This window comes from Mesorhizobium sp. B4-1-1 (genome assembly GCF_006439375.1).
Taxonomy (GTDB): domain Bacteria; phylum Pseudomonadota; class Alphaproteobacteria; order Rhizobiales; family Rhizobiaceae; genus Mesorhizobium.
This window is the reverse complement of the sequence record NZ_VFTH01000014.1, coordinates 143,831-162,350: the sequence shown is the minus strand read 5'-3', so window position 1 is coordinate 162,350 and position 18,520 is coordinate 143,831. Positions and strand designations below refer to the sequence as shown.

The window sequence follows — 18,520 nt, the reverse complement described above, 5'->3', positions numbered from 1 at the left end:
GGCGCGGGGTGGGAAGGTGGGGCCGAAAACCAGGTGGATTAGAAGCCGTTAATTTGTTGCCGAGCTACAACTCGCGCTATCCAAAAAGCCCTTTGCCGAAGCTTTTGATGACGTGGCGGACCCGAATTGTGGCATACATATGCGGTCGATCGATGCGGAGACATTCATGAAGCTGGCGCTCCTTTGTTCGGTTGCTTTTTTGGCAGCCACCTCTCCGGTTCTGGCGGCGGACCTTGTGCAGCCCGTCGCGACAATGCCTTTTTCATGGGCCGGCTTCTATGTCGGCGGCCAGGCCGGCGGCGGCTGGAACGACAGCCGCTGGTCGGGCGACGGTTTCCCAACGTTCAACACCAATGGCTCCGGCGGCATTTTCGGCGGCCAGATCGGCTACAACTGGCAGATCGACCAGTACGTAATCGGCATCGAGGGCGACTTCTCGGGCTCGACCGTGAAGGGCGACAATCAGTGCGCCGCGAGCCCAGCCACCACTTGCGAGACCAAGCAGGACTATCTGGGCTCGGTGCGCGGCCGTCTTGGCTATGCAGTCGACCGCTTCATGATTTATGGCGACGCGGGCGTTGCCTTCACCAAATATAAATTTGCCGAGGTCGACTTGTTTCCGCAATCGTTCGGCGGTGGCTCGCGTGTCGGCTGGACCGCGGGTCTGGGCGTCGAATACGCCTTGACCGATCATTGGACCGCCGGCGTCGAGTGGAACTATTACGACTTCGGCTCCAAGTCCGGTGAAAGCGACCAGCAGCCAGGCTTCTTCGTCGACAACCGCGACACGCAAAATGTCGTTGTCGGCAAGATCAACTACAAATTCTAAGGCAGGTCCAGAAAAGCGCGTGGCGGCTTAAGGCCAACCCTTCGCTTGACAGCCGATGTGCCGATGCCGCACCCTTCCGCGAAAGGTTGGGGACTTTGCCGTGAAGAAAGAATATTCCAAGCCGGCGCTCGTCCGCAAAGGACGGCTCTCAGCGCAGACCGCGCAGCAGGCCGGATCGGATTCGCAGGCGCCGGAGTAAAGCGCGCGCTCCCTTTCGGCTGGACATGTATCGACACATCGGGCGATAAGACCAAGCGTCCGACATTGCAGGCACGCAGTCCGGCGACTGGCGCGTCGCCGCACGGTCGATCCCACAAATTAGTTTGCATGCATATGTTTCAAGCCCCTCCGGTTTCGTGAAGCATTTCACCGTTCGCGCGCAATCCACCGGTTACAGACGCATCGCAAAAGCGGCACCGGGAAGAGGCGGCACCGGTTTCCGCCGCTGATTTATGGGGGTTTCCATGTTCAAAAGTCTTAATCGAATCCGCGCCGCCTTTGCGCAGGCCAGCAAGCGCCGTCGCACGACGCGTGAGCTGAACGAGCTGCCGGCGGAGGTCCAAAAGGACATTGGCTGGCCGGAACAGTCTAACCACCTCGACGAGATCCGGTTGCCGTTCTGATCGCGGCCGCCTGCGGCACTGGCAGACGAATAGGGGGTTGCTATCCCAGCCACCACCATAAACCGCCGACCGCCAGCGCGATCAGGGCCGCAACGCCGGCAAGCATCAGATAGGATCCCATGATCATCTCGTTGATGATCTTCTTGATGCTGGCGCGGTCGTTGAGATTGGGAAAGGGCTCGTTGGGCAGCGCGACCCCGAGGAAACCGCAGAGCGGCGCCCAGCCGTCGCTGACCTTGAACACCAAAAGCTTCTCCGGCGGCACCGCCGCCTTCACCTCTTCGATATAGGAATTGTAGCGCGCCACCGCCTTATCGCGGTCGTTCATCACGCCCTTCAGCGTTCGGCCCCAGATCAGCTTGCGCGACATATCGCCGAACTTGCGGCCGAAGGGTGTGAGCCATTCCAGCACTTTGAATTGCCAGACATTCTCGGTGAAATAGATCGTGTCGATTGTGCTGTCATACCAGGCTTCGCCTCCGCGCGGATGCAGCGTCAACAGCACTTTAGCGTCGGGATAAGCGGCCATCAGCTCACGCCACACACAGCAGCCCGGATTGTCGACGGTTGCCCGGTAGTTGGAAAAGACCCGGTTCCAGTCGTGCTGGCTGCCCGGCGGGCTGTTAGCAACGTTGCGCCAGAAGTCGAGGTGGCCCTTGTTGGCCTTGTTGATGATGACTTCCTGCATGTGGTAGCTCGGAAAGCCCAGCCGGTTCAGCGCGGCGAAAGTCGACCACGTGCCGGTGCGGCCGAAACCGGCCCCGATGACTTCGAGTGTCATGCGCGTCCCCCTTGGTCCGGATTGATTTTCTCTCGACGTCCGGTTCTTTGGTCATCATCGTGCGCGCGGCCGGCCGATCGTGCAATGGCTTTCCATTAGCATTTGCGAAAATCTGTGGGCCAAATGTCGCCTCGACGATGCGCCATGACCGTTTTGTGTATTCACGCGAAAGGCGCGGCCTGATAATAGGTCAACCAAGCTGACCTAAATAAGCACTGCGGGAGGTGCGCCTTGACCCTGTTGAACCTTCTGGCCTCGCGCTCCTCGCGCATGAAGGCTTCGGAAATCCGCGAGCTGTTGAAGTTGCTCGACCAGCCGGACATCATCTCCTTCGCCGGCGGCATTCCCGACCCGTCGCTGTTTCCGGCCGAAGCCATCGCCGATGCCTACCAGGCGGTGCTGGGCGGCAAGGAGGCGGGGGCCGCGCTGCAGTACCAGGTCAGCGAAGGTTTCCTGCCGCTGCGCAAATGGTTGGCAGCCTATATGGGCAAGCTCGGCGTTCAATGCGACGAGGGCAACATCTTCATCACCTCCGGCTCGCAGCAGGCGCTCGACTATCTCGGCAAGCTGTTCCTGTCGCCCGGCGACACGGCGCTTGTTACCTGGCCGACCTATCTCGGCGCGCTGCAGGCCTTCAACGCCTATGAGCCGCGTTATGACCGGCTGAACACAGCCGGCGGCAACATGACGCCGGAGGCTTATCGCGCCGCGGCGGCCGTCCCCTCTGTTTTTTCGAAAGGGGGCGGCAAGGTGAAGTTCGCCTATCTGGTGCCGGATTTCGCCAATCCGACCGGCAACACGCTGGACGCCAAGCAGCGCGAGGCGGTGCTCGACCTCGCCGGCGAGCTCGACATCGCCGTCATCGAGGACGCGGCCTACCGCGCGTTGCGCTATGACGGCGAAGGCATGCCGCCGATCCTGGCGCTCGACTGCGCCCGCTCCGGCGGCATCGATCATGCGCGCACGCTCTATTGCGGCTCCTTCTCGAAAATCCTGTCGCCCGGCATGCGTGTCGGCTGGGTGTGCGCGCCGCGCCATGTGGTGGAGAAGCTGGTGCTGATGAAGCAGGCTTCCGACCTCCACAGCCCCTCGATCAACCAGATGGTCATGCACCGCGTCGCCGAGACCATCTTCGACGCCCAGGTGGACAAGCTGATCGACGCCTACCGCAAGCGCCGCGACGCGCTGCTTTCCGCGCTGGAAGCCAACATGCCCGACGGCATTACCTGGAGCCGCCCGGACGGCGGCATGTTCGTCTGGCTGACGCTGCCGGATGGCGCTGACGCCACCGAGCTTTTGGCGCGCTCGGTCAAGGAGGCGCGCGTCGCCTTCGTGCCGGGCAACGCCTTCTACGCCGACGGCACCGGCCGCAACACGCTGCGCATGTCGTTCACCCTTGCCGACGACCGCGCGGTGAACGAAGGCGTGCCGAGACTGGCGAAGCTGCTGCGGGGGGTAAGCCGGCTATCACCTCATTCTCGCGCAGGCGTGATTGGTAGTGCGCAGCCGTGATTGTCCGCGCGGCCGATTCCTCGGCTAGTGTCGCGACCGATCCAACACCCCCTGGATCGACCTGACCTTGGGGTCCCACCTCCATGGTCCGAACGAAGAGCCCCGACGGCCTCCACCGGCGGGGCTTTTTCGTCGTCCAGGCAGGCCGGTCGCGGCAGCTTGCCCTTTTTCGGGCCGCTTTTCCGCTACGCTGCGTTCTCCAGGGAGGATCAAATGACAACCTTGCGTCTCGGCTTCACCATGCTTGTCCTTGTCGCCTCCGCCGGCCATGCGGCGGCCTTCGAGATCTCCAGCCCGTCGGTTTCGGACGGCAAATGGGACGCGAAATATCTCGGCGACAAGGCCGGCTGCGGTGGGCAAAGCGTCTCGATCGCCCTTGCCTGGAAGGATCCGCCCGCCGGCACCAAGAGTTACGCGCTGACCATGTTCGACACCGACGCCAATGGCGGCAAGGGTTTCTGGCACTGGCTGGCCTGGAACATCCCGGCGAGCGCCAAGGGTCTGAAAGAAGGCGCCGGCGCGCAGGGCGGCAAGCGCATGCCCAAGGGGGCGGTGCTCGGCAAGGGCGGCGTCGACCGCGCCGGCTATTTCGGCCCATGCCCGCCGCCGGGCAGCGGCCAGCATCACTATGTCTTCACGCTCTATGCGCTGGGCGAAAGGACGCTGCGCACGCCGGACAATCCGTTACCGGACATGGTCTCGGTCGCCGCCAAGAGCTCCGCGCTCGGCGTGGCGACGGTGACGTATACGTATGGAAGGTAGCAGGGCGCTGGCGATAGCCAATCTCCCTCACGAGGCGGGAGATCGGCAGCTTCAACGCCTCACTCCGCCGCCTCCAGCTTATCCTGCGTCTTCGTCTCGAAGTCGCTGGCGTCATGGCGCTCGCGCAACTGGAAGGCCGGATCGCCGGACATGCGGTTGACCATGCGGCCGCGGCTTACCGCCGGCCTGGCGTCGATCGCGTCGGCCCAGCGCTGCACGTTCTCGTATTCATGCACCGAGAGGAACTGCGCGGCGTCGTTGTAGCTGCGGCCCTTGGCTAGCCCGCCATACCAGGGCCACACTGCCATGTCGGCGATGGTGTAGTCCGGGCCGGCAAGATACTCGCTCTCGGCCAGCCGGCGGTCGAGCACGTCCATCTGCCGCTTGGTCTCCATGGCGAAGCGGTCGATCGCATATTCGATCTTGTGCGGCGCATAGGCGTAGAAATGGCCGAAGCCGCCGCCGAGATAGGGCGCCGAGCCCATCTGCCAGAACAGCCACGAAAAGGTCTCTGCCCGCGCCGCGCGCTCGGTCGGCAGGAACGCGCCGAATTTTTCCGCGAGATAGGTGAGGATCGAGCCGGATTCGAACACGCGCACCGGCTTCGGCTCGCTGCGGTCCATCAGCGCCGGGATCTTCGAGTTCGGGTTGACCCCGACGAATCCGCTGCCGAACTGGTCGCCGTCGCCGATCTTGATCAGCCAGGCATCATACTCTGCGCCCTTGTGGCCGAGCGCCAGCAACTCCTCCAGCATGATCGTAACCTTCTGGCCGTTGGGCGTGGCCAGTGAATAGAGCTGCAGCGGGTGCTTGCCGACCGGCAGTTCCTTCTCATGCGTCGGGCCTGCGATCGGCCGGTTGATCGAGGCGAACTGACCACCATTGGGCTTGTTCCAGGTCCAGACTTTCGGTGGGGTGTATTCGTCCATGTTGGCGGCCCTGTGTTTCGTAAGCGGCGGGAAGTCCGCCACGGATGCCGCTAGACTTAGGTGCGGTTCCGCGCGCGTCAAAGAAAAAAGTTCAATCTTCGTTGAACTTGCGCTGTGCCAGCGCCTTTCCCTTCTCCCCTTGTGGAAATGGGTCGGCGCGGGGCGCCGAGACAAATGAAGGGCGTTTCCAGCAGAGCGCGGCGTCTGTGCTCTCTAGAGCCCCTCATCAGCCGCCTTCGGCGACACCCTCTCCAAGGGGCAAGGGGGAAATCCGCCCTTGCGCCGCGCTCCTTCGGCCATACTTATAGGCAAAGACCCCGCAATGCAGGATGGATCGATGACCATCGAGAGAATTTCGCGCTCCGTCGTCGCCGTGCGCGTCACGGTGCCGGACGACGCTTTCACCGCCAATGCGCTGGGCACGCGCCGCGAAGGCAGCGGGGTGGTGATCCGCGACAATGGCCTGGTGCTCACCATCGGCTATCTCATCACCGAGGCCGAGGAAGTGTGGCTGACCGACCAGGACGGCCGCGTGGTCGCCGCGCACGCGCTTGCCTATGACCAGGAAACCGGCTTCGGCCTTGTTCAGGCGCTGTCGCCGCTCAACCTTCCGGCTGTGCAGTTCGGCAATGCCAGGAAGACCAATATCGGCGATGCCGTGACGCTCGCCGACGGCATCGGCCAGCAGGTCGACGCTCACATCGTCACCAAGCAGGAATTCGCCGGCTACTGGGAGTATCTGATCGACGAGGCGATCTTCATTGCGCCCGCCCACCCGTCCTGGGGCGGGGCCGCGTTGTTCGATCGCAACGGCAAGCTGCTCGGCGTCGGATCGCTGCGCCTGCAGATGAGCCGCGCCGGCGAGGTGGCCGACATCAACATGGTCGTGCCGATCGATCTTCTGACGCCGATTCTCGACGATCTTATCAAGCGCGGCCAGGCGGCCAAGGCGCCGCGTCCGTGGCTCGGCGCCTTCTCGGCCGAGTCGAACGGCATGGTGGTGGTGATGAGTGTGGCCGAAGGCGGCCCGGCCGCCCAGGCCGGCCTGCGCCAGGGCGATATCATCTCCGACGTGCGCGACGGCGAAGTCGACGGCCTGGCCGATTTCTACAGAAAACTCTGGCAGAACCCGGCTGGCGCTGAAATTCCGCTGCGCGTCGTGCGCGACGGCCGCGAGACCTGGCTGCGCGTCAAATCCGCCGACCGCAATTCCTTCCTGAAGAAGCCGCAGCTGCAGTAGGCTTGAAGCGCTTCAGTTCAGCCGCGCGCTGGCGAGAACGACGAGGTTGTTGTCGGGGTCGCGCATGCGCATAATGTAGAAGTCCTTCGCATCCTCGACCGGGCCCGGATTCAGGCCGGCATCGGTCAGGCGTTTGCGCTCCGGTTCGAGTGGCAACACTCCGATGGTCAGCGTGCTTGTGCCCGCCTTGTCCTTGTCCTCGAAGAGTTGCACTTCCGCGCTGTCGGTGAACTGCCATTCCACCAGCCCAGCCATCGGTCGGCGGGCAGGGGCCTTGCCGAACAGTTTTTGGTACCACTTCACGCTGGCTTCCAGATTGGAACAACTGACGTGGGCGAAGATCGTCTCGATACCCATTTGGCGCTTCCTCGGTTTGGATTAGGCAGGAACGCGGCGCCGAGCCGGTGCGTTCCGAAAAGCGTCACTGCCGACAGAAACTGGCACCAGCCGTCGCTACAACCGCTGCGGAATCGTCCACACTGGTGGCGACGAAAGACGAGGTGACGATGGCTCCGATCAAGGTCGACCCGGACAAGGTGCGCGAGTTCCCCGATGCCGAAAGCTTCCATGCCTGGCTGGCCGACAACCACGCCTGCGAAAGCGAGGTCTGGATCAAGGTCCACAAGGTCGGGTCGGGGCTGGCGTCGATCACGCCGAAGGAGGCGATCGACGTCGTGCTCTGCTTCGGCTGGATCGACGCGGTGCGCAAGTCGCTCGACGAGAAGAGTTTCCTGCAGCGCTACACCCCGCGCGGCAGGAAGAGCATCTGGAGCAAGATCAACATCGACAATGTCGCGCGCCTGATCGAGGCGGGCCGCATGACCAGCCACGGCTTGCGCGAGGTCGAGGCGGCCAAGGCCGACGGCCGCTGGGAGCGGGCCTATGGCGGGTCGAAGGAGATGACAATCCCGCCCGACCTGCAGGCAGCGATCGATGCCGAGCCGAAGGCGAAAGCGATGCTGGAAAAGCTTTCGGCGCAGAACCGCTTCGCACTCGCTTTTCGCACCCACAACATGAAGACCGAGGCGGGCCGAAAGAAGAAGATCGCCGATCTGGTGGCGATGCTGAAGCGCGGCGAGATGATCCACCCGCAGAAGAAGAAGCCGTAGACGCAAACAAAAACGCCGCCCGGAAGGAGGGCGGCGTTTTCGGGAAGCGATGATCCTGAACCCTTTGCAAGCGGTCCCGGATCATCCGGTCATGAAGTTCGAAACGCGTCAGGCCTTATGCGGCCTTCTTCGCAACATGCTTCTTCACATGGTGCTTGCGCACGTGATGCTTCTTCACGTGATGCTTCTTGGCGTGATGCTTCGAGTGCTTCTTCACGTGATGATGCTTGCGGGCATGATGACGGTGATGCTTCTTGTGCGGGCCATTGCTGGCCGGCTTGGCGGCATCGGTCGCTGCCGGCTTCGCGGCTTCAGTGGTCGCGGCCGGAGCAGTCGTGGTGGTGGTGGTCGTCGCGGCGGCGTTGGCTTCGGTGGTGCCCAGCGCAGGCACCGCGAAAGCGAGCGCGACGGCAAGGCCGAGCGCGGAAAGAACGGTCTTTTTCATAATCGGCATTCCTTGGTTAAGAACAATGTCCTGTGTCGCGCGCCGCAAATCATCGGCTGCTCCGCTGCCGCTTATGACAGGCGCTCTTTTCGCGAGTTTTTCCCGACTGTTGAATCTTGTTTCTGGATTGTGTCCGGTAAAACTGGCGCGCCTTCTCGACGGTGATGTGGACGACGCTGGGCAACGAGGCGCATCGCGCCGGCGACCGCATCGGCGACGATGCCGGAGCGCTGGCGCTTGCGGAGCGGCTGGTGACGGACGCCGGCTTCGACCCGGTCGTCGTCGGCACGCTGTCCGAAGCCAAGCGTTTCGACCCCGGCAGGTCTTCGACAGCAACATGAGCGGACGCGGGGTGAGGGCGTTGCTCGGCCTCGGTTGAGGCTGCCGGAAGGTCACGCTGCCGTGACCCAACGCCATGCTACGAAAATAGCATTCTCGGCCTGTGAAAGGTGGTGCTAGGCTCGTGCCCGTGCACCCAGGCACGCCGCGGCCCAGTCCGCAAAACAGGAGGGCCCGCGAGAGGAGGAGCGGCAAGGCGGGATCGAGGCTCCAATCCAAAATCCGAAGGAACTGTTGAACCATCGCGAGGCAGCCGCGTTTCCGTGGTTGGCCACAAGGGAGGAACCACCAGTGAAAGCATCCTATCTCGTCTCGGCCGCGCTCTTTGCGGCATCCGCCATGCCGGCGGCGGCTGGCGAAATCTCCGACGGCAAGGTCAAGATCGGCATCCTCAACGACCAGTCGGGTGTCTATGCCGATTTCGGCGGCAAGTGGTCGGTCGAGGCCGCCAAGATGGCGGTCGAGGATTTCGGCGGCAAGGTGCAGGGCGCGCCGATCGAGATCGTCAGCGCCGACCATCAGAACAAGCCCGACATCGCCTCCAACATCGCGCGCCAGTGGTACGACACCGAGCAGGTCGACGCGATCATGGAGCTCACGACGTCCTCCGTGGCCTTGGCCGTCCAGGGGCTTTCCAAGGAAAAGAAGAAGATCGACATCGTCACGGGTGCTGCCGCCACCGACCTCACCGGCAAGCAGTGCTCGCCCTACGGTTTCCACTGGGCCTATGACACCCATTCGCAGGCCGTTGGCACAGGCGGCGAGCTCGTCAAGCAAGGCGGCGACAGCTGGTACTTCATCACCGTCGACTACGCCTTCGGCTATTCGCTGAAGGACCAGACCGCCAAGCTCGTCGAAGCCAGCGGCGGCAAGGTGCTGGGCGAGGTGCGCTATCCGCTCGGCTCCACCGACTATTCCTCCTTCCTTTTGCAGGCGCAGTCTTCAGGTGCCAAGATCGTGGGCTTGGCCAATGCCGGCCTCGACACTTCCAATTCGATCAAGCAGGCGGCCGAATTCGGCATCGTCGCCGGCGGCCAGCGGCTGGCGGCACTTCTCTTCACGCTCGCCGAAGTGCATGGGCTCGGCCTGCAGGCGGCGCAGGGCGTGGTGCTGACCGAAGGCTTTTACTGGGACCGCGACGACAAGAGCCGCGAATTCGCCCAACGCTTCTTCAAGCGCACCAACCGCATGCCGAACATGATCCAGGCCGGCACCTACTCGGCGGTGACGCAGTATCTGAAGGCCATCGACAAGGCCGGCACCGACGAGACCGAGGCGGTGGCCAAGGAACTGCATGAAATGCCGGTCAACGACGTCTTCACCGCCAATGGCAAGGTGCAGGCCGACGGCTCCATGGTGCACGACATGTATCTCTACCAGGTCAAGAAGCCGGAAGAGTCTAAGAAGGACTGGGACTACTACACCTATCTGGCGACCATTCCGGGCGACAAGGCCTTCATGAAGGCCGAAGACAGCGGCTGCCCGCTCGTCACCAAGTGACGCTCGACACCGCTACCGCCGTCCGGCCGGACAGCGCGGATCAGATGCCGCGGGTGGTGCTTTCCGCCCGCGGCCTCAGGCGCGACTTCGCCGGCTTCGTCGCGGTGAAGGATGTCGACCTCGACGTCCATCATGCAAAAATCCATGCGCTGATCGGCCCGAACGGCGCCGGCAAGACCACGATCTTCAACCTGTTGACCAAATTCCTGCAGCCGACCAGCGGCAGGATCGAATTGCTCGGCACCGACATCACCCGCACGTCGCCGGCTAAAGTGGCGCGCATGGGCCTCGTCCGTTCCTTCCAGATATCGGCGATCTTTCCGCATCTCTCCGTGCTCGACAATGTGCGCGTGGCGCTGCAGCGTCCGGGCGGGCTCGGCTACCAGTTCTGGCGCCCGGTCGCCGCACTGGATCAGCTCACGCCAAGGGCGAGCGAGCTGCTCGCCATCGTAGGTCTTGACGACGCGGCGTATAGGCTCGCCGGCGATCTTTCCTACGGCCGCAAGCGCGTGCTGGAGATCGCGACCACGCTGGCGCTCGACCCGAAAGTGCTTCTGCTCGACGAGCCGATGGCCGGCATGGGACATGAGGATGTCGGCATGATCTCCGGCATCATCCGCTCGTTGGCGAAGGACTGCGCCGTGTTGATGGTCGAGCACAATCTCACCGTGGTTGCCGACCTCTGCGACTGGATAACCGTCATGCAGCGCGGCCAGGTGCTGGCGGCCGGCGACTACGCCACCGTCAGCCAGGACGAGCGCGTGCGCGTCGCTTACATGGGGACAGCGCACGAAGAGGGCGGGGCATGAGTGAGCCGCTGCTTGCCGTGCGCGACCTCCACGCCTGGTATGGCGAAGGTCATGCGCTGCACGGCGTCGACCTCGATGTCAGGCGCGGCGAGACCGTCACGTTGCTCGGCCGCAACGGCGTCGGCAAGACGACGACGTTGCGCGCCATCATGGGCCTGATCCGCAAGCGCACCGGCTCCGTCACCTTCAACGGCAAGGACCTGATCGGCCTGCCGCTTCACCGCGTCGCGCATCAGGGCATCGGCTTCGTGCCGGAAGAGCGCGGCATCTTCGCCACCCTTACCGTTGACGAGAACCTGATCCTGCCGCCGGTCGTGGCCAAGGGCGGCATGAGCGTGGAAGAAATCTTCGAGCTCTTCCCGAACCTCAAGGAACGCCGCGACAGCCAAGGGACAAAATTGTCCGGCGGCGAACAGCAGATGCTGGCGATTGCACGCATCCTGCGCACCGGCGTCGAGATGCTTTTGCTCGACGAGCCGACCGAAGGCCTGGCGCCGGTCATCGTCCAGCGCATCGGCGAATTGCTGGCGACGCTGAAGAAGCGCGGCATGACCATCCTTCTGGTGGAACAGAACTTCCGCTTCGCCGCCCGCATCGCCGACCGCTTCTACCTGATGGACCACGGCAAGGTGGTGGAAGGATTCCCGATCGGGCAGCTTTCCGCGCACACCGACAAGCTGCACGAGGTGCTGGGGGTATGAGCGCGCCATGCTGACGGTCTTCGGCATCCCAATCCAGGCCTTGCTCGGACAGCTGCTTGTCGGCCTGATCAACGGCTCCTTCTACGCCATGCTCAGCCTCGGCCTCGCTGTTATCTTCGGCCTGCTGCGCATCATCAATTTCGCCCATGGCGCGCTCTATATGCTGGGTGCCTTCATCGGCTATCTGCTGCTGGTGCATCTGGGCATCGGCTACTGGCCGGCGCTGGTCCTTGTGCCGCTTATCGTCGGCCTGTTCGGCATGGCGGTCGAGCGCGTTGCCTTGTCGCGGCTCTACCGCCTCGACCCGCTTTACGGCCTGCTCTTCACCTTCGGCCTCGCCTTGGTGATCGAAGGCGTGTTCCGCTATTACTACGGCGTCTCGGGCAATCCCTATGCCGTGCCGGCGCTGCTCGCCGGCGGAACCAATCTAGGCTTCATGTTCCTGCCCAACTACCGCGGCTGGGTGGTGGTGGCTTCGCTCATCGTCTGCATCGGCACCTGGCTGCTGATCGAAAGGACGAGGCTCGGCTCCTACCTGCGCGCCGCCACCGAGAACCCGCAACTGGTGCAGGCCTTCGGCGTCAACGTGCCGCTGCTGCTCACGCTCACCTACGGGCTGGGCGCGGCCCTTGCGGGGCTCGCCGGCATTCTCGCCGCTCCGGTCTACCAGGTCAGCCCGCTGATGGGCTCGGACCTGATCATCGTCGTCTTCGCCGTCGTCGTGGTCGGCGGCATGGGCTCGATCCTGGGCGCAATCGTCACCGGCTACATGCTCGGCCTCGCCGAGGGCCTGACCAAGGTTTTCTATCCCGAGGCCTCGAACCTCGTCGTCTTCGTCATCATGGTGATCGTATTGCTGCTCAGGCCCGCCGGCCTGTTCGGAAGGGATGCCTGAGATGAGCGAGGCGACCCTTCACGCAGAACGCGCCGCCACCTCGCTCAGGCTCGAACGGGCACTGATCGCGCTGGGCATCGTGGCGCTGATCGCCGCGCCCTTCTTCGTCTATCCGATCTTCGTCATGAAGATGCTCTGCTTCGCCTTGTTCGCCTGCGCCTTCAACCTCTTGCTCGGCTACACCGGCCTGCTCTCCTTCGGCCACGCCGCCTTCTTCGGCGGTGCGGCCTATTTCTGCGCCTACGCGGTGAAAGCCTGGGGCTGGCCGCCGGAGGCAGCCATCCTGCTCGGCACCGCGGGTGCCGCAGGCATGGGTCTCGTCATGGGCTTCCTCGCCATCCGAAGGCAGGGCATCTATTTCTCGATGATCACCCTTGCGCTGGCGCAGATGTTTTATTTCTTCTGCGTCCAGGCGCCCTTCACCGAGGGCGAGGACGGCATCCAGGGCGTGCCTCGCGGCCACCTCTTCGGCGTCGTCGACCTCAACGTCACCATGAACATGTATTTCTTCGTGCTTGCCGTCTTCCTGATCGGCGTCTTCGCCATCTGGCGCATCGTCAATTCGCCCTTCGGCATGATCCTGCGCTCGATAAGAGAGAACGAGAACCGCGCCATTTCGCTCGGCTATTCCGTCGGCCGCTACAAGCTCGCCGCCTTCGTCATGTCGGCGGCCCTTGCCGGCTTCGCCGGCGCGACCAAGGCGATCGTCTTCCAGTTCGCGACCCTCACCGACGTCACCTGGCAGATGTCGGGCGAGGTGATCCTGATGACGCTGCTCGGCGGCATCGGCACCATGGTCGGTCCGGTGGCCGGCGCCGGCCTTGTCGTCGGCCTGGAGAATACGCTTGCCACCTCCGGCTTCCCGGTGACCATCGCCACCGGGCTGATCTTCATGATCTGCGTGCTGATCTTTAGGCGCGGGATTGTCGGGGAGATTTATGCAAGATGGCTGGGGCGCGCCGAAGCCGGCAGCGACACGCATTGATGCCATGAGCGATCAACTGGCGACGTCAGGAATTAGGCCGCGCGCTTCGGTTCGACCGCAAATGGACTGAGCCCGAGCCAGGTTTGCATCTTCCTGCCGATGGCCTTGTCGCCGGTCAGGACGACCTTCACGCCGGCCGTCTCGACGGTCAGCAGGCCCATCCAGATTGCGGTCATCGTATGGAGATCGGTCGACACGTAGAGGTCGACCTCGAAGCCCGGATCGTACCAGCAAAGATCGACCTCGCCGTGCTTCTCGACGATCAGCCACCACGAGCGTTTCGAAGCCGGGAGATCCTGATACAGAAATTGTATCACGGTTCTTCCCTCGGGCAGCGGCGAGGGGTTCAGATTACGCCGCATATCCCACATCAGCAGGGACGGATCGAGGTTCTTCAACGACAGCCGCGACTCGACCCATTTCTGTCCCCAAAAGCCCATTGCCTCGACGACCGGGCGCAAATCGCGTCCCGCCTCGGTCAACCGATAGTCGAAGATACCCTTCTCGCCGGGGACTTCCCGGCGCTCCACGATCCCCGCCAGCTCCAACTCCTTCAGCCGTTGTGACAGAAGGGTCGGCGACATTTTCGGCACGCCACGGCGCAGGTCGTTGAAGCGGGTCGAGCCTGCCACCAGCTCGCGCATCAGCACCATCGTCCAGCGGGTGCACAGCACCTCGGCGGCCATCGATAGCGGGCAGAACTGCTTGTATCCGTGCTGGGCCATGATCTGTGTCCTCCCTCGAAGTTGGGTGGAACATTAGACGTTCATGAATGAAGCGGCGAGTACAGAAACTGTACCGGCCCGGTACAGATCGCGGACTGGTTGGCGCGAGCCCTGCCGTGCGAGCCGTTTTGGCCGACGCACGGGATACCCTGTGCGCAGCAACCAGGAGACTGACCATGACTGCTTACCTTATCGCGGATATCAAGGTGAAAGATCCGAAATGGATACCGGACTACGCCGCGACCGTGCACGACCTCGTTCACAAGCACGGCGGCAGATATCTGGCGCGCAGCGGCAATGTGAAGACGCTCGAGGGCAAGCCGCTCGACACGACGCTGATCGCCCTGATGGCCTTCCCGTCGGAAGCGGCGGCGCACGCCTTCACCAGCGATCCGGCCTACGCCCCCTTCGTGTCGGCCCGCCAGGGCGGCAGCGACAGCCGCTTCCAGCTGATCGACAACACCGACCTGGCCGGAACGATTTCGTACCTGCCGAAGGGATGATCGGCAGCCGCCGCATCCAATCCGGGATCATCAAGCACAAACAGCTACGGCGCTTGCCTGTCGCGCCGCCGTATTGTCGGCGGCCGGCCAGCCGTGCTTTTCAGGAAGAACGGAACGAAAATGACACCACACTTTTGTAACAGGCTTCTCATGGCAGCGGCCGCGCTGACGGCCTTTACGACCTTCGCCCAGGCGCATCAGGACGCAGCTGCGTCCGTGTCCGGCGCCAGCCCGCTGGCCGACAAGGTGCGAGCGGCCAACAGCCGGTTTCTCGACGTCAAGGCCGCTACGGCCGAGGGCTATGCGCCCATTCCTTGCGCCAGCGGCGTCACCGGCGGCGCCATGGGCATCCACTACGTCAACGGCGAGTATCTGAAGGACGACAAGATCGATATCGCCCGTCCGGAAGCGGTCATGTACGAGCCGATGGCCGACGGCGCGCTGAAGCTGGTGACGGTCGAATACATCACCTCGAAGGGACCGGCGTCGCTCGACGGCCAGCTGTTCAACTTCAACAGCGCGCCCAATCGCTACGGTCTGGGCGAGTTCTACGAACTGCATGTCTGGGCCTGGAAGGGCAACCCGACCGGCACCTTTGCCGACATGAACCCGAAAGTGTCGTGCGAACACGCGGCGTCGCCGACCCAGTAGACGCTGGAGATCGGCGAAAGCCAGGACGACAGCCGATCTCCCCCTTGTTGGGGAGGTCGGCAGCTTTGGCGCCTCACTCCACCGGCACTTCCAACCCTACCTTCACCCGATCCATCGCGACAAACGTCCGGAACCGTTTCACATTGTTGTTCTCGAAGAACAGCCGCCGGGTCAGCGCTTCGTAGTCGGCCATCGTCGCCACGGTGACGACGAGGATGAAATCGGCCTCGCCGGTGACGTAATAGCATTGCTGCACCTCGGGCACTTCGGCAAAGCCGCGCTTGGCGGCATCGATCAGCTCGGCGCGCTCGCTCTCCACCTCGAGCTCGACGAAGATGGTGATCGGATGGCCGACCTTGGCCGGATCGACCAGCGCGACATTGGCGCGGATGACACCGGTCTCCTCCATGCGCTTGATGCGCCGCTGCACGGCCGGCGCCGAGAGGTTCACTGCTTCGCCGATCGCGCGCTGCGGCGTGGTGTTGTCCTTCTGCAGGATGGCGAGAATGGCGCGGTCGAAGGCGTCGAGGTCGGGCAAAACAGGCATGGCAGCGTTCCAGACGAAACAAACTTGCATTTCAAGCGCCAAAACAGAGCGCTTCTCTCGCCTCGCTTGCAATAAATTTCAACGCATCGAGATGGAGAAAGGCCGACCCATGTTCCTGCTCAACCGCCACCCGGATCATCGCCAGTCGCTGACCGAGGAAGACGCCGCGACGCTTGGGCTCGCCGGCGCCGGGGAGGCCGAGCGCTTCCTTGCCGCGCGCGACAACAATGCCGAGACGCCGCTTCATGCCTTGCCGGCGCTGGCGGGCGAACTCGGCATCGGCGCCCTTTACCTCAAGGACGAGGGCAAGCGCCTTGGCCTCGGCAGCTTCAAGGTGCTCGGCGGCGCCTATGCCGTCATGCATCTGGTGCTGGAGGAGGCCGGCAGGCTGCTAGGCCGCGCCGTCGATGTCGAGGAACTGCACAAGCCGGAGGTGAGGGCGATCGCCGCGCAAATGACCTTCGCCTGCGCCACCGACGGCAATCATGGACGCTCGGTGGCGCAGGGCGCCGGCCTTGTCGGCGCGCGCTCCGTCATCTTCGTCCATTCGGGCGTCAGCAACGAACGCGTGGCGGCCATCGCCCGCTTCGGCGCCGAGATGGCGCGCGTTGCCGGCGACTACGACCAGTCGGTCAGGGAAGCCGCCCGCGTCGCCGCCGAGCGCGGCTGGACCGTCGTCTCCGACACCTCCTGGCCGGGCTATGAGCGCATTCCGGGACTGGTGATGCAGGGCTATACCGTGATCGTGGGCGAAGCGCTGAAGCGTTTGCCTGGGCCGCCCACCCACGTCTTCCTGCAGGCTGGCGTCGGCGGCTTCGCCGCGGCGGTGGCCGGCCATCTCGCCATCAGGCTTGGCGAGGATCGGCCGAAGACAATCGTGGTCGAGCCCGCGCGGGCGGCGTGCGTCTACGCCACCGCCAAGGCCGGCCGCCCGGTGGCCATCGCGCACAGCAAGCCCACGGTGATGGCGATGCTCGAATGCTATGAGCCGTCCTTGGTCGCCTGGCGGGTGCTGTCGCGGATCGGCGATGCTTTCATGACGGTCGAGGAAGAGGATGCGATCTCGGTGATGAACCGCCTGGCGCGACCCAAGGCGAATGATCCGGCGATTGTCTCCGGCGAGAGCGGCGGGGCGGGGCTCGCCGGCCTGATCCGCGCTGCCGGCGACAGGAAGATACGGGCGGCGCTCGGTCTCGACTTCAGCTCCCGCGTGCTGATCGTCAACTCCGAAGGCGCGACGGATCCCGGCCGCTATGCCGAGCTGGTCGGCATGGCGCCGGACGAAGTCGCAAACGCAAGGCAGCCGGCATGAGCAATCTGACGATTAACGCCGACCGGCTTCTAGGCCGTATCGAGGAACTCGGCGGCATCGGCCGCGACGCTCAGGGACGGCTCGTGCGCGTCGCCGCTTCCGACATGGACAAGCTTGGCCGCGACCGCCTCGTCGGCTGGCTGGAAGAGGCAGGGCTTGAGGTCGCCGTCGACCGCATCGGCAACATTTTCGGCATCTGGAAGGATGGCGCCAACGAAAGCCGGGCGCCGCTCTTGCTCGGCTCCCACATCGACACGGTGATCGACGCCGGCATCTATGACGGCTGCTATGGCGTGCTTGCCGGCCTCGAAGCGATCGAGAGCCTGAAGGAGGCCGGCTTCGCGCCGGCGCGCCCGCTCGTCGTTGCCGCCTTCACCAATGAGGAGGGCGTGCGCTTTTCGCCCGACATGATGGGTTCGCTGGTCTTTGCCGGCGGCCGCGACCTCGGGGAAGCGCTGGCCTCGGTCGGCACCGACGGCACGGTGCTGGGCAAGGAGCTTGAGCGCATCGGCTATGCCGGTAACCACGAGCCCGGCTTCCTCAAGCCGCATGCCTATGTCGAATTGCATGTCGAACAGGGGCCGGTGCTCGAACGCGAAGGCATCGCCGTCGGCGCGGTCGAAAACCTGCAGGGCATTTCGTGGCAGGGCGTCACCATCGACGGCGAGGCCAACCATGCCGGCACCACGCCCATGTCGATGCGCCGCGATGCCGGCGTCGCCGCCGCGCGGGTGATCGGCTTTCTCGCGGACCGGGCCAGTGCGTCGTCGACGCGCACGGTCGCGACCGTCGGCACCATCGCTTTCGAGCCCAACGCCATCAACGTCATCCCGTCGCGGGCGACCTTCACCATCGACCTGCGCGACCCGGTCGAAACGCACCTTCGCGAGGAGGAAACCGCGCTCGCCACGTTCCTCGACCAGCTTGCCGCAAGCACCGGTGTCACCATCCATGCCGAAAGCCTGGCGCGATTCGAGCCGGTGACCTTCGATGCCCGCATCGTCTCGCTGATCGAGGATGGCGCCAAGGCCGCCGGCCTTTCGTGCCGGCGCATGACCTCGGGCGCCGGACACGACGCGCAGATGATCGCGCGCATCGCGCCGTCGGCGATGATCTTCGTGCCGAGCCGGGGCGGCATCAGCCACAACCCGGCCGAGTTCACCGCCGCCAGCGAACTTGTTGCCGGCGCCAACATTCTGCTCAGCGTCGCCGCCAGGCTGGCGGCCGATTGACAGGGGGCGGGCGTCTACGGCGTTTCGGCGGCAGGCCGTCAGGCCAATACCACCAAAAATAGTCAAGTTGACTATATCGAGTCCTTCCGAA

Annotated in this window: 22 protein-coding genes; 16 read left to right on the top strand and 6 right to left on the bottom strand. The window is 64.0% G+C overall.

Translation table 11 applies throughout. The features are described 5' to 3' along the window. Positions 1 to 166: 166 nt before the first annotated feature. Entirely contained in the window at positions 167 to 829 is a 663-nt protein-coding gene (locus FJW10_RS20300) for an outer membrane protein (RefSeq protein ID WP_140901377.1), read from the top strand. 464 nt (positions 830 to 1,293) lie between these two features. Continuing rightward, positions 1,294 to 1,452 carry a DUF1127 domain-containing protein gene (locus FJW10_RS20290; protein ID WP_140901376.1) on the top strand — a complete coding sequence of 53 codons (159 nt, stop codon included), beginning with the start codon at positions 1,294 to 1,296 and terminating at the stop codon, positions 1,450 to 1,452. Between the two features lie 40 nt (positions 1,453 to 1,492). Here the strand turns inward: FJW10_RS20290 and FJW10_RS20285 are convergent, their stop codons facing one another. Further along, complete coding sequence (locus FJW10_RS20285; RefSeq protein ID WP_140901375.1) at positions 1,493 to 2,233, bottom strand: sulfotransferase family protein; 741 nt, start codon at positions 2,231 to 2,233, stop codon at positions 1,493 to 1,495. Positions 2,234 to 2,503: 270 nt separating this feature from the next. On the opposite strand from FJW10_RS20285, the gene FJW10_RS20280 reads away from it, so the two are divergent. Further along, positions 2,504 to 3,745 carry a PLP-dependent aminotransferase family protein gene (locus FJW10_RS20280; RefSeq protein WP_181177609.1) on the top strand — a complete coding sequence of 414 codons (1,242 nt, stop codon included), beginning with the start codon at positions 2,504 to 2,506 and terminating at the stop codon, positions 3,743 to 3,745. A 213-nt stretch (positions 3,746 to 3,958) separates the two neighbouring features. After that, a complete protein-coding gene (locus FJW10_RS20275) occupies positions 3,959 to 4,507 on the top strand; it encodes a YbhB/YbcL family Raf kinase inhibitor-like protein (protein WP_140901373.1) in 549 nt (182 codons plus the stop codon). Between the two features lie 59 nt (positions 4,508 to 4,566). Here the strand turns inward: FJW10_RS20275 and yghU are convergent, their stop codons facing one another. Then, the gene (gene yghU, locus FJW10_RS20270; RefSeq protein WP_140901372.1) at positions 4,567 to 5,436 is read right to left on the bottom strand and encodes a glutathione-dependent disulfide-bond oxidoreductase; all 870 of its coding nucleotides are present in this window, start codon (positions 5,434 to 5,436) and stop codon (positions 4,567 to 4,569) included. A gap of 337 nt (positions 5,437 to 5,773) precedes the next feature. On the opposite strand from yghU, the gene FJW10_RS20265 reads away from it, so the two are divergent. After that, entirely contained in the window at positions 5,774 to 6,676 is a 903-nt protein-coding gene (locus tag FJW10_RS20265) for a S1C family serine protease (protein ID WP_140901371.1), read from the top strand. A gap of 12 nt (positions 6,677 to 6,688) precedes the next feature. On the opposite strand, the gene FJW10_RS20260 is transcribed toward FJW10_RS20265, so the two are convergent. After that, on the bottom strand, positions 6,689 to 7,033 hold the full coding sequence (locus FJW10_RS20260; RefSeq protein ID WP_140835951.1) for a VOC family protein: 345 nt from the start codon (positions 7,031 to 7,033) through the stop codon (positions 6,689 to 6,691). Positions 7,034 to 7,182: 149 nt separating this feature from the next. On the opposite strand from FJW10_RS20260, the gene FJW10_RS20255 reads away from it, so the two are divergent. Next, positions 7,183 to 7,785, top strand: a complete 603-nt coding sequence (locus FJW10_RS20255; protein WP_140901390.1) for a YdeI/OmpD-associated family protein — start codon at positions 7,183 to 7,185, stop codon at positions 7,783 to 7,785. A 115-nt stretch (positions 7,786 to 7,900) separates the two neighbouring features. On the opposite strand, the gene FJW10_RS20250 is transcribed toward FJW10_RS20255, so the two are convergent. Continuing rightward, entirely contained in the window at positions 7,901 to 8,230 is a 330-nt protein-coding gene (locus FJW10_RS20250) for a hypothetical protein (RefSeq protein ID WP_140835949.1), read from the bottom strand. Positions 8,231 to 8,394: 164 nt separating this feature from the next. Here FJW10_RS20250 and FJW10_RS20245 point away from each other — a divergent pair, with 164 nt between their 5' ends. The 6 genes from FJW10_RS20245 to FJW10_RS20220 all read left to right on the top strand — a co-directional run bounded on the left by FJW10_RS20245 (position 8,395) and on the right by FJW10_RS20220 (position 13,459). Then, positions 8,395 to 8,571, top strand: coding sequence for a hypothetical protein (locus tag FJW10_RS20245; RefSeq protein WP_210239811.1), 177 nt, complete (start codon positions 8,395 to 8,397; stop codon positions 8,569 to 8,571). Positions 8,572 to 8,860: 289 nt separating this feature from the next. After that, on the top strand, positions 8,861 to 10,069 hold the full coding sequence (locus FJW10_RS20240; RefSeq protein WP_140901370.1) for an ABC transporter substrate-binding protein: 1,209 nt from the start codon (positions 8,861 to 8,863) through the stop codon (positions 10,067 to 10,069). A 44-nt stretch (positions 10,070 to 10,113) separates the two neighbouring features. Continuing rightward, on the top strand, positions 10,114 to 10,878 hold the full coding sequence (locus FJW10_RS20235; RefSeq protein WP_140901389.1) for an ABC transporter ATP-binding protein: 765 nt from the start codon (positions 10,114 to 10,116) through the stop codon (positions 10,876 to 10,878). Continuing rightward, positions 10,875 to 11,579 (top strand): ABC transporter ATP-binding protein, encoded by a 705-nt coding sequence (locus FJW10_RS20230; RefSeq protein WP_140901369.1) that lies wholly within the window; start codon positions 10,875 to 10,877, stop codon positions 11,577 to 11,579. Before FJW10_RS20235 ends, FJW10_RS20230 begins: the two co-directional genes overlap by 4 nt. Positions 11,580 to 11,586: 7 nt before the next feature. Next, positions 11,587 to 12,474 (top strand): branched-chain amino acid ABC transporter permease, encoded by an 888-nt coding sequence (locus tag FJW10_RS20225; RefSeq protein ID WP_140901368.1) that lies wholly within the window; start codon positions 11,587 to 11,589, stop codon positions 12,472 to 12,474. A gap of 1 nt (position 12,475) precedes the next feature. Continuing rightward, entirely contained in the window at positions 12,476 to 13,459 is a 984-nt protein-coding gene (locus FJW10_RS20220; RefSeq protein WP_140835945.1) for a branched-chain amino acid ABC transporter permease, read from the top strand. A gap of 32 nt (positions 13,460 to 13,491) precedes the next feature. Here the strand turns inward: FJW10_RS20220 and FJW10_RS20215 are convergent, their stop codons facing one another. Then, on the bottom strand, positions 13,492 to 14,184 hold the full coding sequence (locus tag FJW10_RS20215; RefSeq protein WP_140785385.1) for a helix-turn-helix domain-containing protein: 693 nt from the start codon (positions 14,182 to 14,184) through the stop codon (positions 13,492 to 13,494). A gap of 176 nt (positions 14,185 to 14,360) precedes the next feature. Here FJW10_RS20215 and FJW10_RS20210 point away from each other — a divergent pair, with 176 nt between their 5' ends. Beyond that, positions 14,361 to 14,687: a DUF1330 domain-containing protein gene (locus FJW10_RS20210; protein WP_140835944.1), complete on the top strand. Its 327-nt coding sequence runs from the start codon at positions 14,361 to 14,363 to the stop codon at positions 14,685 to 14,687. Between the two features lie 150 nt (positions 14,688 to 14,837). Further along, positions 14,838 to 15,338, top strand: coding sequence for a hypothetical protein (locus FJW10_RS20205; RefSeq protein ID WP_140901367.1), 501 nt, complete (start codon positions 14,838 to 14,840; stop codon positions 15,336 to 15,338). Between the two features lie 73 nt (positions 15,339 to 15,411). On the opposite strand, the gene FJW10_RS20200 is transcribed toward FJW10_RS20205, so the two are convergent. After that, positions 15,412 to 15,885 (bottom strand): Lrp/AsnC family transcriptional regulator, encoded by a 474-nt coding sequence (locus FJW10_RS20200; protein WP_140901366.1) that lies wholly within the window; start codon positions 15,883 to 15,885, stop codon positions 15,412 to 15,414. Positions 15,886 to 15,994: 109 nt separating this feature from the next. Here FJW10_RS20200 and FJW10_RS20195 point away from each other — a divergent pair, with 109 nt between their 5' ends. Continuing rightward, complete coding sequence (locus FJW10_RS20195) at positions 15,995 to 17,197, top strand: diaminopropionate ammonia-lyase (protein ID WP_140901365.1); 1,203 nt, start codon at positions 15,995 to 15,997, stop codon at positions 17,195 to 17,197. Beyond that, a complete protein-coding gene (locus tag FJW10_RS20190) occupies positions 17,194 to 18,429 on the top strand; it encodes a Zn-dependent hydrolase (RefSeq protein ID WP_140901364.1) in 1,236 nt (411 codons plus the stop codon). The genes FJW10_RS20195 and FJW10_RS20190 overlap by 4 nt, the downstream gene beginning before the upstream one ends. Positions 18,430 to 18,520 lie beyond the last annotated feature (91 nt).

Excerpts from the sequence above, each read along its gene's own strand:
- FJW10_RS20300 (WP_140901377.1), top strand. The coding sequence starts at position 167 with ATGAAGCTGGCGCTCCTTTGTTCGGTTGCTTTTTTGGCAGCCACCTCT.
- FJW10_RS20290 (WP_140901376.1), top strand. The coding sequence starts at position 1,294 with ATGTTCAAAAGTCTTAATCGAATCCGCGCCGCCTTTGCGCAGGCCAGC.
- FJW10_RS20285 (WP_140901375.1), bottom strand. The coding sequence starts at position 2,233 with ATGACACTCGAAGTCATCGGGGCCGGTTTCGGCCGCACCGGCACGTGG.
- FJW10_RS20280 (WP_181177609.1), top strand. The coding sequence starts at position 2,504 with ATGAAGGCTTCGGAAATCCGCGAGCTGTTGAAGTTGCTCGACCAGCCG.
- FJW10_RS20275 (WP_140901373.1), top strand. The coding sequence starts at position 3,959 with ATGACAACCTTGCGTCTCGGCTTCACCATGCTTGTCCTTGTCGCCTCC.
- yghU (WP_140901372.1), bottom strand. The coding sequence starts at position 5,436 with ATGGACGAATACACCCCACCGAAAGTCTGGACCTGGAACAAGCCCAAT.
- FJW10_RS20265 (WP_140901371.1), top strand. The coding sequence starts at position 5,774 with ATGACCATCGAGAGAATTTCGCGCTCCGTCGTCGCCGTGCGCGTCACG.
- FJW10_RS20260 (WP_140835951.1), bottom strand. The coding sequence starts at position 7,033 with ATGGGTATCGAGACGATCTTCGCCCACGTCAGTTGTTCCAATCTGGAA.
- FJW10_RS20255 (WP_140901390.1), top strand. The coding sequence starts at position 7,183 with ATGGCTCCGATCAAGGTCGACCCGGACAAGGTGCGCGAGTTCCCCGAT.
- FJW10_RS20250 (WP_140835949.1), bottom strand. The coding sequence starts at position 8,230 with ATGAAAAAGACCGTTCTTTCCGCGCTCGGCCTTGCCGTCGCGCTCGCT.
- FJW10_RS20245 (WP_210239811.1), top strand. The coding sequence starts at position 8,395 with ATGTGGACGACGCTGGGCAACGAGGCGCATCGCGCCGGCGACCGCATC.
- FJW10_RS20235 (WP_140901389.1), top strand. The coding sequence starts at position 10,114 with ATGCCGCGGGTGGTGCTTTCCGCCCGCGGCCTCAGGCGCGACTTCGCC.
- FJW10_RS20230 (WP_140901369.1), top strand. The coding sequence starts at position 10,875 with ATGAGTGAGCCGCTGCTTGCCGTGCGCGACCTCCACGCCTGGTATGGC.
- FJW10_RS20225 (WP_140901368.1), top strand. The coding sequence starts at position 11,587 with ATGCTGACGGTCTTCGGCATCCCAATCCAGGCCTTGCTCGGACAGCTG.
- FJW10_RS20220 (WP_140835945.1), top strand. The coding sequence starts at position 12,476 with ATGAGCGAGGCGACCCTTCACGCAGAACGCGCCGCCACCTCGCTCAGG.
- FJW10_RS20215 (WP_140785385.1), bottom strand. The coding sequence starts at position 14,184 with ATGGCCCAGCACGGATACAAGCAGTTCTGCCCGCTATCGATGGCCGCC.
- FJW10_RS20210 (WP_140835944.1), top strand. The coding sequence starts at position 14,361 with ATGACTGCTTACCTTATCGCGGATATCAAGGTGAAAGATCCGAAATGG.
- FJW10_RS20205 (WP_140901367.1), top strand. The coding sequence starts at position 14,838 with ATGGCAGCGGCCGCGCTGACGGCCTTTACGACCTTCGCCCAGGCGCAT.
- FJW10_RS20200 (WP_140901366.1), bottom strand. The coding sequence starts at position 15,885 with ATGCCTGTTTTGCCCGACCTCGACGCCTTCGACCGCGCCATTCTCGCC.
- FJW10_RS20195 (WP_140901365.1), top strand. The coding sequence starts at position 15,995 with ATGTTCCTGCTCAACCGCCACCCGGATCATCGCCAGTCGCTGACCGAG.
- FJW10_RS20190 (WP_140901364.1), top strand. The coding sequence starts at position 17,194 with ATGAGCAATCTGACGATTAACGCCGACCGGCTTCTAGGCCGTATCGAG.